Raw genomic sequence first — 13,497 nt, 5'->3', positions numbered from 1 at the left:
ATCACCTCACAAATCATGGTTATCCGCAAGCGATAAAAATGCCCGCGTAATATTTGTTTTTGTTAGCCGACCTATGACTTCGTAGCCATCAGGATGTTCAAGGACGACAGGTAGCGCATCAATTTGTCTTTCAATAAGCTTTTGGGCTGCTTGAATCAATCCGTCTGTCTTCATACAGAATGCAATATTAGGCATTCTAGTCATTATAATATGCACTGGGATGTGATTTAAGTCCTGATTTCCAATACTTGTGCGAAGCAAATCTTTCCTTGATAGGACACCTGTCAAGTATGCGTTTTTGTCTACAACAAAAAGAGTTCCAACGTCTTCTAGAAACATCTGACAGATGGCATCATATACTGATATATTCTCAGATACCACAACCGGAATTGATTGAAAATCTTTCACTTTCATATTCATCATGCTATCTATAACAGCTTGACCTGTCTTTTTACCAGAATAAAAATAACCCACACGTGGTCTAGCATCTAAATAACCTGCCATTGTAAGTATGGCTAGATCTGGTCTTAGTGTTGCTCTAGTCAGTGAAAGACGCTCAGCAATTTGTTCCCCCGTTATAGGGCCATTTCCTTTAACAATTTCTAAGATCTCTTCCTGACGTTTGTTGAGTTCTATTGGACTCACCGCCTCAAAAAGTGTTATACTCAATACTTAATAATTATATACTATTTCACTGTATATTGCTAAGAAAAGAAACGCGTGTTACAATGTGTTCAAATCATATAGGCGATGAACGGAAAATAAGTATCATTTCAAAACATAGCGAGTGGGGAAAGTGAAAGCCTACAGGAAATGAGAAACGGCAACCGGGAGCTATTTTTTTCAAAGAGGACTAAGTTTGTTCTTAGTCAATCGGGGTGGAACCGCGGGTCATTACGCACTCGTCCCCGGGCATTAGTGCCCGGAGACGGGTGCTTTCTTATTTTCAATTACTTTTTGGAGGGATTTTCATGGCAAAATCAATGGAAAATATCGTTAGCTTAGCAAAACATCGTGGATTCGTATTCCCAGGATCTGAAATCTACGGAGGTTTAGCAAACACTTGGGATTACGGCCCACTTGGTGTAGAACTAAAAAACAACGTAAAAAAAGCATGGTGGAAAAAGTTCGTTCAAGAATCACAATATAATGTTGGTCTTGATGCAGCTATTCTAATGAATCCAAAAACTTGGGTAGCATCTGGTCACGTCGGTAACTTCAATGACCCAATGGTTGACTGTAAAAAATGTAAATCACGCCATCGTGCAGATAAATTAATCGAAGATGCAGCATTAGCACAAGGTCAAGAAATTATCGTAGATGGTTTACCATTAGATAAAATGGCTGAAGTTATGAGTGAATATGACGTAAAATGCCCAGATTGCGGCGAACAAGATTTCACAGAAATCCGCCAATTCAACTTAATGTTCAAAACTTTCCAAGGCGTAACGGAATCTTCAACAAATGAAATTTTCCTACGTCCTGAAACAGCACAAGGTATTTTCGTGAATTTCAAAAACGTTCAACGTTCAATGCGTAAACGTACACCATTCGGTATCGCACAGGTTGGTAAATCTTTCCGAAACGAAATCACTCCAGGAAACTTCACTTTCCGTACACGTGAATTCGAACAAATGGAACTTGAATTCTTCTGTAAACCAGGTACTGAATTAGAGTGGCATGCTTACTGGAAAGACTTCTGTAAAAACTGGTTATTAAATTTAAGTATGTCTGAAAGCAGTATGCGCCTACGTGATCACGCGGACGATGAACTTTCTCACTACTCAAATGCTACAACAGATATCGAATTCCAATTCCCATTCGGTTGGGGCGAACTTTGGGGCGTAGCGTCTCGTACAGACTTCGATTTAAAACGTCATATGGAACATTCAGGTGAAGATTTCACTTATATCGATCCAGTTACAAATGAACGCTATGTACCATATTGCATCGAACCATCATTAGGAGCAGACCGTGTAACTCTAGCATTCTTATGTGATGCATATGACGAGGAAGAATTAGAGAACGACGACAAACGTACAGTTCTTCGCTTCCACCCTGCTTTAGCACCTTTCAAAGCAGCTGTATTACCACTTTCAAAAAAATTAGCAGAGCAAGCGAATGACGTTTGGGCTGATCTTCGTAAAGAATTCCCAGTGGATTATGACGAATCTCAATCAATCGGTAAACGCTACCGTCGCCAAGATGAAATTGGTACACCATTCTGTATCACATACGATTTTGACTCAGTAGAAGACGGCCAAGTAACAGTACGTCACCGCGACTCAATGGAACAAGTTCGTATGCCGATTGCAGATGTTAAAGCTTATATTGCTAAACATCTTGAGTTCTAACAGCTAAGCTAAACTAAGCTAAACTGAACTTAATAAACAGTAACATTATCAAACCAAAAAGAGTCGTGATGGGATATTCTATCACGGCTCTTTTTATACCCCTTATAAATGTTCCTCGTCAGCAATTTAACATTGAATAATAAAATTTTCTACATAATAAAAAGCAAACCATATATACTTCTGTAATTTGTAGTTGAAATATTGTTTCTTCCATTAATAGAACCAAATTGATTAATCCCAAAATAGGGATGAAGTTATTAAATAGGGAGCAATTCAAACCCGCTCTACAGCCCTTATAGATTAATTTTAGTAGTCTTTTCTAATTCCCTAATCTATCTCTAATGCTCCAATTTCAACAACTGAATTATCTCTTACTTGTTTTAAAGAAAGTAAAGTTAATAAGCCTGCAAAAAGTAAAAATGCAATGAGAAGCATTCCTGAAGTTAACGTTAAAGATCCTAGAATCATTGGGCCAACGAAGCCACCTAAAGCCGCAAATGAGTTTACAAGTGCAATACCAACAGGTGCTGTTGATTCAGTGAAAAAGAATGTCATATAAGCAAAGAAACATCCAGTAAATCCATAAAGCCCAGCAGATGTAATAGTAAGCATAGCAACCATTGATAAAGGTGTTGTTACAAAACCACATCCTATGAATCCTAAAATTGCAATTATTAAACATACGATAAGATGTGATTTATAAGTATCAGTTCGATCAGTATTCCAACCTGTAAAAATAATTGCCGGAATTCCTACTAATGAAGGAATCATTGCAAGCCAACCGATTTGCATGTTAGATGTATCTATAACTGATAGGTTTTTTATTATTGTTGGAATCCAGAAAGACAAACCATAGATGCCTGTATAACCAGCAAAATAAAAAAATGCTAACTTCCAAACTTTAGAGTCCTTAAGCATCTCTTTCTTAGATACTTTGTTGACCTTTTCACTTGCTCTTCGTTCCTCTTTCAACTCACCCTCAAGCCAATCCTTCTCCTCGGTAGTTAACCACTTCGCCTCTTTAGGTCGATTTACTAAATAAAAGACAACTATCACACCTAAAATAATTGCTGGAATCCCCTCAAGAATAAACATCCAACGCCAACCTTGGAGATTAAACCAAACAACATTATCAATAATCCAAGCCGAAAGTGGCGCTCCTATTAAACCACCAATCGGTAATGCTAATAATAAGACAGCTGTTGCTTTACCGCGTTCTCTAGAGCGGAACCAATAAGTCAGGTATAAAATAATACCTGGGAAGAATCCAGCTTCTGCGACCCCCAATAGGAATCTTAAAATATATAAATGCGTAGCACTCTGAGCAAAACCAGTTAATATTACTAAAATCCCCCAGGAAATCATAATTCGAGCAATCCAAACTTTCGCACCAACTTTATGCATAATCATATTACTTGGAACTTCAAAGAAGAAATATCCTATAAAAAAGATACCTGACAGCAATCCGAATACTTCAGCACTTAAAGCTAAGTCAGCATTCATTTCTAAAGCTGCAAAACCTAAGTTAACTCTATCTAAATAAGCAATTGTGTATAAAATCAATATGAAAGGCAAAATTCGAGTCATCGTTTTTCTAAGAGTAGACTTTTCTATACGTGAAATAGCATTCATAAACTAACCCCCATAATTAATAGTTTGGATTTTCCAATATAATTGCAATGCCTTGCCCACCACCAATACATAAACTCGCAACACCATATCGAACATTTCTTTTATTCATTTCAACTGCTAACGAATAACTAATGCGCGCTCCACTAGCTCCAACTGGATGGCCTAGTGCTACAGCACCACCATTGACGTTCACCTTTTCTTCATCGATTTCAAGTTCTTTCACGACTGCTAAAGACTGCGCTGCAAATGCTTCATTCAATTCAAACAAGTCAATTTGATTAATTTCTAACTTTGCTTTTTGTAATGCTTTTCGAATCGCTGGTACTGGCCCAATTCCCATATATTTAGGATCTACACCAGCTATCCCCCAAGAAACAATTTTCGCTAATGGTTGTAATTTATTCTTTTCTAAGTAATCACTTGATACAACTAAAACAGAAGCAGCACCATCATTAATACCACTGGCATTTCCTGCTGTCACGGTTCCAGTTTCTTTGAAGGCTGGATTAAGTTTTCCTAATCTTTCAGCAGAAATGTCAGTACGAATATGCTCATCTTGATTAATAATAATTTCTTTGCCTTTTTTTCCTTTTAGCACAACTGGAACAATTTCTTCTGCAAAGCGGCCACTTTCACGAGCGATAGATGCCTTTTTATGTGAGTTCATAGAGAAAGCATCTTGTTCTTCTCTAGTAATTCCATACTTATCCGCTAGATTTTCAGCCGTCATTCCCATGCCACAACCTGCATATTGATCATATAATGTCTCCCAAAGCATGTCGTCAATTTCAGGTGCTTTATTAGGAGAACCAAAACGAGTGCCCCGTAATACATGAGGTGCTAAACTCATATTTTCAGTCCCCCCTGCAATAGCTGCATCGGTTTCACCTAAAATAATATTTTTCGCAGCAGAAACTATTGCCTGTAGACCAGAACCACATAGACGATTAACTGTCAATGCTGTTGAATACTCTGTCATCCCGCTCTTTAACCCAATATGTCTTGCTAAATATGCGGAATTACTCGTTGTATGAATAATATTCCCAAAAATAATTTCGTCGATAGATTCTACCTCTACTCCACTACGTTTTATCGTTTCTTTAACTGTTGCTACCGCTAAGTCTATATCACTAGTATTTTTAAATGAGCCGCCAAATGTTCCAAATGCTGTTCTAGAACCGTTTAAAATATATGCTTCCATTTTCATCACTCCCCATAATGATTTAAATTTACATACCACCAGAAATATTTAAATTTTCCCCTGTAATACCTGAAGCTTCATTTGATGATAAGAAGTAAACACCATCGGCTATTTCTTCTGTGCTTATGAATCGTTTCATCGCTTGCTTTGGATACATAATTTCAGCTAATGCTTCAGCTTCAGTCATCCCTTTGCCTTCTAAATCTTGTATTTGTTTTACTAGCAATGGCGTTTTTACTGGTCCAGGTAAAACAGCATTGGCTGTAATACCAAATTCAGCACCTTCTAATGCAGTTACTCTTGTCAGACCAATTACACCGTGTTTTGCTGCAACATAAGCGACTTTTTCAGGTGTAGCCATTTCTCCATGTACAGAGGAAATATTCACTATACGTCCATACTGTTGCTCTTTCATATAAGGAATAGCATGCTTAGTCATAAGAAAAGACCCAGTAAGCATGACATTAATTAATAAATCCCACTGTTCTGTTGGGAAGTTTTCAATTTTTTCACGATATTGTAATCCTGCATTATTTACCAGAACATCTACATTCCCTCTAGAAGCGACTTGCTGTAATGCTTCACGAACTGAATCTTCATTTGTCACATCAAGTACTATCGCTTTCACTTGATTACTATATTGATTTTGTAATTCTAATACTCTATCTAAATGGAGATCTGCTGCAAATACAAAATCTCCTTGGTCAACAAATTTTTTCACCATCGCTTGTCCAAGTCCACCTGCAGCTCCAGTAATAATAATATTTCTCATTATTTTACCTCCAATGATTTAATACCCAAATGAGGGTTTGTATTTAACAAATGGCGTACTAAAGATTCATCGCGCTCTACTACATACCTATCGACACCTTTTCCAGGATACTCAAAGAAACCCTTTCCTGACTTCACACCAATATTCCCAGCTTGTACACGATCTTTAATGACACAAAAATCTCGTACAGAAGATTCGACTTTCGGTTGTAATTGATCTAACACTATATTCCAAATATCTAGTCCACCAAAATCGATAATTTTTAATAACCCACTTGATGAAAAACGGAAACCTGGACCAGCAAATAAGGCTGTCTCTAAATCCTCTTTACTAACTACTCCATCTTCTAATAATGCTAAAGCTTCTCTTGCTAATGCGACTTGAATACGGTTTGCCACTAAACCTGCAACTTCTCGTTTCACTTCAATCGTCACTTTATTTTGACTTTCTAAAAATGTTTTAACATCTGTATATACTTTTTCATCTGTTTCATTATTTTTTAACATCTCTACAAGTGGTACTATATGAGCGGGATTGAAGAAATGTGTTAACAACACTTTGCTTCTATGTTTTTCAACATGAACGACAATATCTGATAATCGTAGACTTGATGTATTAGATGCTAATATTGTATTTTCTGAGCAAATATTATCTAGTTCTTTAAAAATAGCTTGTTTTACTTCCAAATTCTCACTAGCCGTTTCGATGATTAAATGACAATCTTTTAAATCCATTAAGCTAGTAGTTAGTTGAACATTTTTATATACTTCTTCATTTGTCAATGTAATGTCGAAACCTTGTCTGCGAAAAATATCCAAATACGTGTCAAATTTATTCATAGTAACTTGCAATATCTCTTCAGACAAATCATTTAAAATAACTTTCGTACCATTGATAGCAAATTGAAAAGCAATACCAAATCCCATCGTTCCTGCACCTATTATCCCTACTGTTTTAATCATATGAAACACACTCCTTTTTAATAGAATAAGATTGCTACAATCAAAGCCGGAATACTTGCCAAAAGTGGCGCAATGACCGAAGTTGCAAATATATGCTTATATGCATCTTTATGGGTTAATTTAGAAACAACTAAAATTGTAATAACTGCACCATTATGTGGTAATGAATCTAAACCACCAGACGCTATCGCTGCAATTCGGTGTATTGCATCAGGGTTAACGCCCATATCTAGATAAACCTTTGATAGCGCTTCCATTGCTATCGCTAAACCACCAGAAGATGAACCTGTTATACCCGCTAATGCTGTAGTAGCTATGAATAATGAAATCAATGGACTTCCCGGAATATTAGTCATGACATCCGTGAAGAAAGCAAAGCCTGTTGTTGCAGCTATAACTGCACCATAACCGACATCTGCACTAGTGTTAATTATCGGTAGTACAGCTGATGTTGCCCCAAGATTTAGAGTATCTCGTTTCACTTCGATGTACTTCCAAAATAGAACAACAGAAGTTACTACAGCAATCATTAATGTATATACAATTTCAAGCTTTATAATATTTAATAAGAACAACAGAAGAATTGGAGGTAAAACACTTAGTATAATACTTGGTAATTTTTTATCGACATATATATCTACAATTTGTTCTTCGCTATGATCAGGGTTTTTCATATTCAAATATGTTTCTTGTCGTTTCTCAGATCTTTTTAAAACAAATTTCATGTACCATAGGTTAATGGCAATAACAAATACAGTTGCTACTAAACCTATAGCGGCCCCAGATGTAACTGTAGTACCTAAATATTTTGTAGGAATGATATTTTGAATAGACGGTGTTCCTGGCAACATTGTCATTGTAAAAGTGCCAATTCCAGTAAAGAATGCTGGTATAAATAGATGCCAAGGAATCTCAAGTTCTTTAAATAAAGGTTTAGCGATTGGTAACACAGCAAAAATGACAACAAATAAGCTAATTCCACCGTATGTTAAAAAAGCACAGATTAGCATAATTGAAACCAAAACTTTCATTTTGCTATTTTTACCTAAAATACGAAGTAAAGCCTCAGCAATTTTTCGTGCTGCTCCACTATCATCCATTAGCTTGCCAAACATAGCGGCGAACAAGAAAATAAGGTAATAGTTCTTAACATAATTAACAAAACCACCCATATATTCAGTTTGGTAGGTTTCCAAAATAGGCATTTGATTGCATACCATCACAAACAGACTTACCACTGGAGCTATAATAATGATACTAAAGCCTCGAAGTGCTAAAATAATTAATAATATCAGTGAAACAATAATAGTGATTAAACTCCACATGTAAACACCTCCTATTTAGCTATCTCGACTTCATATAATAATGGTAATCCAACCTTTTCAATTAACGCCTCAATAGTTAAGTCTCCGTATAAATCAACAACTTTTACACCTTCCGAAGTAAACATAAATGTTGCATACTCCGAAACAAACAAATCTACTTTTCTTTCACCGCTAGATTCATAAGTAAGTTGATCTACTAATTTTGAAGAGCCGTCTTTTGCAAATAAAGTTGATGCAACTATTACCTTCTTAGCACCTGCAACCAAATCCATAGCTCCTCCAACACCCAAAATTGGTTGGTTAGGAACTGCCCAGTTAGCAATTTCACCACTTTTATCTATTTGTAATATTCCTAATATTGCGACATTTAAATGCCCACCTCTAATCATTCCAAATGAATCTGCACTATCAAAAAATGAGGCGCCTTTCGTAATAGATACTGGTGTCTTACCGGCATCGATTAGATCAATATCTACGGCATTCTCTTCAGGAGGGGGTCCCATTCCAATAAGCCCATTTTCTGATTGTAGATATACTTTCTTTCCTTCTAAAAATGAGGAGACTAAAGTCGGAATACCTACTCCGAGGTTTACTACATCACCTGCTTCAAGCTCTTGAGCTATGCGTTTTGCAATAATTTCTCGTTTATTTAACTTCAACGTACTCACTCCCTTCTTTTATGTAAGTACTTTGAACAACATAATCAACATAGATATGTGGTGTAACGATATGCTCAGGGTCTAACTCACCTACTTCTACAATTTCATCTACCTCTGCAATGACAAAATCGGCTGCAGTTGCCATCACTGGATTAAAATTACGTGCAGTTGTATGATATACCAAATTTCCAAGTCTATCGGCTTTAGCTGCTTTTATGAGAGCTACATCCCCTCTAATGCCCTTTTCAAATACATAACGTTGCCCATCTATTTCACGAATTTCTTTATCTTTTGTTAGTGCTGTACCAACTGCTGTCTTTGTATAAAAACCACCAATTCCTGCACCACCACAACGAATTGCCTCTGCTAAGGTTCCCTGTGGTAAAAGTTCTATTTCTAGTTCTCCTTTAGACCAAGCCATCACAGCTTCTTTATTTATAGTAAAGAAAGAGCCAATCGCTTTTTTAATTTTTCCTTCCATAAAAACCTTATGAAGTCCCATACCACTATCCCCAAGATTATTACTAACTATTTCTAAGTTCTCAATGTCAGTATGCAATACTTGATCTAACACACTTAATGGTGTTCCAGAAATACCAAATCCACCTACAAGAATTCTCATATCGCTCTTTAAAATATGACGTATCTCCTCTAATGAAACTATTGTTCCCATCATTCACCCTCCTTTTATAGTAATAATTATATCTAGTTCAATTTATTGGAATAAAATACTAGACTGTGGTCTAATATTAATACACAGAATTTCTATAGTCAATCGCGAATGGGAGAGAAAAAATGAATAAAAAAGAGAATAAACAACTTAGAGGAGTAATAACAAGAGAAAAAATTTTAACCACTGCATTAGAATTATTTAAAAAAAGAGGATACAATAAAGTAACTGTTGATGAAATTATTCTAGCAAGCGAAACTTCAAAAGGTTCTTTTTATCAACATTTCCCTTCTAAAGCTTCTATTTTTTTATATCAATTTTCAAAAGCGGATGAATATTATACTGAAATATCAAAAAATATTCAAAATGATCTTTTAGAATTAACAAAAATTGAATATTTTTCTCTTGAGGTATTAGATTTTTTAGATAAAGACATGGGAAAAGAATTAATGAGAGTTATATACAGTTCAGCGATTGAATCAAATGAACATACTTTCTTCATTAATGCAAATCGACCGTTATTTAAAATAATAAGAACATATATTGAAAAAGCATTCTCCAACAATGAAATTAAGAATGGTTATTCTCTAGACGAAGTATATACTACTTTAATTCAAGGAATTATGGGAATTATCTATCATTGGGGTATAAATGATAATATCACTTCTTTAAAACAAGTCGGGCAACCATTGCTTTCTGCTATAATAATAGGTTTCAAAACACCTTCTAATATAATTACTTCTACAGAAGAAAAACCTTCTTACTAATCAGCCTCTCGATTGAGTCGAGTTTTCTTTTCAAAGTAAGACTTTAGCTTAGTTATCATATTACTAGTATGAATATTTTCATCTCGTAATAAAACAGGGAACAAAATTATTATTATTTAAGTAAAACAAAAACCCACAAACTGACTAATCTTCGTCAGCTTGTGGGTTTTCTGTTTCTTCGGTTGCTTCTTTTTTAGATTCGAAATTAGCTCCGAATAATTGAGGTGCTCTTTCAAGCTGCTCAATAAATGATTTTGACTTTAAGCGCATGCCCGTTTGTTCTTCATAAATCGTTGTACTAATTTTTTTTATAAACTTTTTTGTTTCTTTTTTAAGCGTCAGCTTCCCTATTTTTTCAATAGGTACACTATAAAACATTCTGATAAGCTTTAACTGAGTTGGTGTTAGGCGTATTATATACGGATCTTGGTGGAAGCATCGATGACAAAGGAAGCCCCCTTGCGTAAAAGAAAAAGCAAATTCTCCATCAACAGCACTACAACTTGCACATTCATGCAATATTGGTTGTACACCAGTAAAAGGAAGCATTTTCCATTCAACAAACAATGCGATAGCTTCAGGGTCGTAACCTTCTTCAATGGCACGTAATGCTTGCACTAACACTTCAAAAGCATAAGGCTCCGCTTTTTCTGATTCAATTAAACGATCGACAAGTTCAACTGCATAACTTGCATAAGCGGTTGCTACAATATCTTCACGAATATGACGCATCGACTCAAGAGGTTCGCCTTGTTGCACAGTGCCCATACCACGTCCTTGTTGAATTAAAAAGGAACCATATGTGAATGGTTGCGTAACTGAAGCTAAACGACTAGATGGTTTTTTCGCACCGCGAGCCATCGCCGTTACCTTTCCAGCTTCTCGCGTCATAAACGTGACTATTTTATTGGTCTCGCCATATGGTTGTGTTTTTAAGACAATGCCTTCCCATTTATTCAGCAATTGTCTTCACATCCCTAACTTAATATTCGTCTTCTCTGAAACCAAAGTCACGTAATTGAGAAGATTTGTTACGCCAGTCTTTTTGTACTTTGACCCAAAGTTCTAAGTATACTTTACTACCTAAAAGCATCTCAATGTCTTTACGTGCGCGGATTCCAACTTCTTTCAATAGGGCACCTCGTTTACCGATGACAATCCCTTTTTGTGAATCACGTTCTACAATAATTGTAGCCATTACACGAATCATATCTTTATCTTCATCTTTTGCAATTTTGTCCACTTGTACTGCAATTGAATGTGGAATCTCTTCACGTGTTAAGTGCAACACTTTTTCACGTACTAACTCTGAAATAATGAAGCGCTCAGGATGGTCTGTTACTTGGTCAGCTGGGTAATATTGAGGGCCTTCAGGTAAATAATTTTCGATAGTTTCAAGCAAACGATCAACATTATTACCATCAAGAGCAGAAATTGGAATAATCTCAGCAAAATCATATTCAGCTTTATAATCTTCAATTGTGTGCAATAAGTTATCAGGGTGCACTTGGTCAATTTTATTGATTACTAAGAAGACAGGTGTCTTATTGCCTTCAAGCATTTCTAAAATGAACTGATCCCCTTTGCCTAACTTTTGAGTTGCGTTAACCATGAACATAATGACATCAACTTCTCGCAAAGTGTTTTTAGACACTTTTAACATGAATTCTCCCAATTTATGTTTTGGTTTATGAATTCCTGGTGTATCGATGAAAACCATTTGGCTATTATCTTGTGTTAAAACACCTTGTACTTTGTTTCGTGTTGTTTGTGGTTTATCACTCATAATGGCGATTTTCTGACCGATAACACGGTTTAGAAACGTTGATTTACCTACGTTTGGTCTACCAATAATTGAAATAAAGCCTGATTTGAATTGATTATTTTCCTGCATTCCTTAAATCCTCCGGTGTAAAGGCACCTGGTAAAAGTTCACGAACTGTTGTCTCTTGAACATCGCCTTTTAAATTTGTTAAGTAAACTGGCATATCTGGTGCGCAAAATTCAGCAATAACTTGGCGACATGCTCCACATGGTGAGCATGGGCCTTCTGTATCTGCAACAACAGCTAGCGCAGTAAATTCTTTTTCGCCTTCTGAAACAGCCTTGAAAATGGCAGTACGCTCTGCACAGTTCGTCATACTGTAACTCGCATTTTCAATATTGCATCCACGGTAAACTTTACCGTCTTTTGTTAGTAAAGATGCACCGACTTTAAATTTTGAATAAGGGACATGGGCATTTTCGCGTCCTAGTTTTGACTCTTCCATTAATTGATGTTTGTCCATTAGAATCACCTCATGTAAATTAATTAATTCATCCACTTAGGCAAAAAGATGAGTATCCCGATTATAGCACTTGCACAAGCAAATACAAGTACGGCACCTGCAGCCAGATCTTTTGACTGTTTGGCAAGAGGGTGTATTTCTGTTGTAGTAAGATCCACTACTCTCTCAATTGCCGTATTAATCATTTCAAGGGTCAGCATAATAGCAATGACAATAATAATCACTAACCATTCCATTAGCGATAATCCAGTTAGCAAACCCGCGCTAATAACAACAACTGCCGCTAACAAATGGAAACGGAAGTTCTGTTCTCTAAATGCATATAATATCCCTTGAAACGCATATTGAAATGATTTTAAAAATTTACTGACGTTCATTAGCATCACGGCTTAGGCCGTATGATTCAAGAATTTCATCTTGTTTGCCGAACATTACTTTTTCATCTTCAGGCACTATATGGTCATAGCCAAGCAAATGTAAAAAGCCATGTACAGCTAAAAATCCTAATTCTCGTTCAAATGAATGTCCGTATTCATCCGCTTGTTCTTTTGTACGATCGATTGAAATAATAATATCACCTAAAATACGCGGCATACCTTCAGCAATAATTTCCACTTCGCCTTCTCCCATTTCTTCAAGGGCAAATGAAATGACATCTGTTGGCGCATCTTTTTGGCGATATTGTCGGTTAATTTCATGAATTGCTTCATTTGTTACAAACGTCACGGATAATTCTGTTTCATCTTCAATATTTTCAACTGTCGCAGCGTGTTGTAGTAATTTTTCTACTAGCTCGATATCAGAATCCTTTACTTTGGATGTTTCATCTAAAAAATCAATGTTTAAACTCATATAGTTGCCTCCTAG

The 13,497-nt window shown here is 36.0% G+C and carries 15 protein-coding genes; 2 read left to right on the top strand and 13 right to left on the bottom strand.

Features of this window, described 5'->3' with window-relative positions; all coding sequences use genetic code 11:
- Positions 1–6: 6 nt before the first annotated feature.
- The gene (locus MHH98_RS06300; RefSeq protein ID WP_038186982.1) at positions 7–645 is read right to left on the bottom strand and encodes a helix-turn-helix transcriptional regulator; all 639 of its coding nucleotides are present in this window, start codon (positions 643–645) and stop codon (positions 7–9) included.
- Positions 646–971: 326 nt separating this feature from the next.
- Here MHH98_RS06300 and MHH98_RS06295 point away from each other — a divergent pair, with 326 nt between their 5' ends.
- The gene (locus tag MHH98_RS06295) at positions 972–2,354 is read left to right on the top strand and encodes a glycine--tRNA ligase (RefSeq protein ID WP_038186984.1); all 1,383 of its coding nucleotides are present in this window, start codon (positions 972–974) and stop codon (positions 2,352–2,354) included.
- Positions 2,355–2,681: 327 nt separating this feature from the next.
- On the opposite strand, the gene MHH98_RS06290 is transcribed toward MHH98_RS06295, so the two are convergent.
- The 7 genes from MHH98_RS06290 to MHH98_RS06260 are packed head-to-tail and all read right to left on the bottom strand — an operon-like array spanning position 2,682 to position 9,578.
- Positions 2,682–3,986, bottom strand: a complete 1,305-nt coding sequence (locus MHH98_RS06290; protein WP_076034385.1) for an MFS transporter — start codon at positions 3,984–3,986, stop codon at positions 2,682–2,684.
- Between the two features lie 16 nt (positions 3,987–4,002).
- Positions 4,003–5,187 carry an acetyl-CoA C-acetyltransferase gene (locus MHH98_RS06285; RefSeq protein WP_412104692.1) on the bottom strand — a complete coding sequence of 395 codons (1,185 nt, stop codon included), beginning with the start codon at positions 5,185–5,187 and terminating at the stop codon, positions 4,003–4,005.
- 28 nt (positions 5,188–5,215) lie between these two features.
- Positions 5,216–5,959 carry a 3-hydroxybutyrate dehydrogenase gene (locus MHH98_RS06280; RefSeq protein WP_051448767.1) on the bottom strand — a complete coding sequence of 248 codons (744 nt, stop codon included), beginning with the start codon at positions 5,957–5,959 and terminating at the stop codon, positions 5,216–5,218.
- Entirely contained in the window at positions 5,959–6,921 is a 963-nt protein-coding gene (locus tag MHH98_RS06275) for a 3-hydroxyacyl-CoA dehydrogenase family protein (RefSeq protein WP_076034384.1), read from the bottom strand. Before MHH98_RS06275 ends, MHH98_RS06280 begins: the two co-directional genes overlap by 1 nt.
- A 17-nt stretch (positions 6,922–6,938) precedes the next feature.
- Positions 6,939–8,246: a GntP family permease gene (locus MHH98_RS06270; protein WP_076034383.1), complete on the bottom strand. Its 1,308-nt coding sequence runs from the start codon at positions 8,244–8,246 to the stop codon at positions 6,939–6,941.
- 11 nt (positions 8,247–8,257) lie between these two features.
- Positions 8,258–8,905: a CoA-transferase gene (locus tag MHH98_RS06265; protein WP_038187011.1), complete on the bottom strand. Its 648-nt coding sequence runs from the start codon at positions 8,903–8,905 to the stop codon at positions 8,258–8,260.
- The gene (locus MHH98_RS06260; RefSeq protein WP_412104693.1) at positions 8,892–9,578 is read right to left on the bottom strand and encodes a CoA transferase subunit A; all 687 of its coding nucleotides are present in this window, start codon (positions 9,576–9,578) and stop codon (positions 8,892–8,894) included. The genes MHH98_RS06265 and MHH98_RS06260 overlap by 14 nt, the downstream gene beginning before the upstream one ends.
- Positions 9,579–9,700: 122 nt before the next feature.
- On the opposite strand from MHH98_RS06260, the gene MHH98_RS06255 reads away from it, so the two are divergent.
- A complete protein-coding gene (locus tag MHH98_RS06255) occupies positions 9,701–10,342 on the top strand; it encodes a TetR/AcrR family transcriptional regulator (protein WP_038187028.1) in 642 nt (213 codons plus the stop codon).
- Between the two features lie 144 nt (positions 10,343–10,486).
- Here the strand turns inward: MHH98_RS06255 and recO are convergent, their stop codons facing one another.
- The 5 genes from recO to ybeY are packed head-to-tail and all read right to left on the bottom strand — an operon-like array spanning position 10,487 to position 13,482.
- Positions 10,487–11,305: a DNA repair protein RecO gene (gene recO / locus MHH98_RS06250; RefSeq protein ID WP_038187060.1), complete on the bottom strand. Its 819-nt coding sequence runs from the start codon at positions 11,303–11,305 to the stop codon at positions 10,487–10,489.
- A 19-nt stretch (positions 11,306–11,324) separates the two neighbouring features.
- Positions 11,325–12,236: a GTPase Era gene (era, locus tag MHH98_RS06245; RefSeq protein WP_038187062.1), complete on the bottom strand. Its 912-nt coding sequence runs from the start codon at positions 12,234–12,236 to the stop codon at positions 11,325–11,327.
- On the bottom strand, positions 12,223–12,630 hold the full coding sequence (locus tag MHH98_RS06240; RefSeq protein ID WP_038187064.1) for a cytidine deaminase: 408 nt from the start codon (positions 12,628–12,630) through the stop codon (positions 12,223–12,225). Before MHH98_RS06240 ends, era begins: the two co-directional genes overlap by 14 nt.
- Before the next feature lie 23 nt (positions 12,631–12,653).
- Entirely contained in the window at positions 12,654–13,007 is a 354-nt protein-coding gene (locus tag MHH98_RS06235; RefSeq protein WP_038188237.1) for a diacylglycerol kinase family protein, read from the bottom strand.
- Complete coding sequence (gene ybeY / locus MHH98_RS06230) at positions 12,994–13,482, bottom strand: rRNA maturation RNase YbeY (RefSeq protein WP_038187067.1); 489 nt, start codon at positions 13,480–13,482, stop codon at positions 12,994–12,996. The genes MHH98_RS06235 and ybeY overlap by 14 nt, the downstream gene beginning before the upstream one ends.
- Between the last annotated feature and the right edge of the window lie 15 nt (positions 13,483–13,497).

Source organism: Viridibacillus sp. FSL H8-0110 (genome assembly GCF_038003565.1).
GTDB lineage: Bacteria > Bacillota > Bacilli > Bacillales_A > Planococcaceae > Viridibacillus > Viridibacillus arenosi.
Note: the sequence above shows the minus strand (reverse complement) of the source record. Positions and strands in the feature narration are given on the sequence as shown.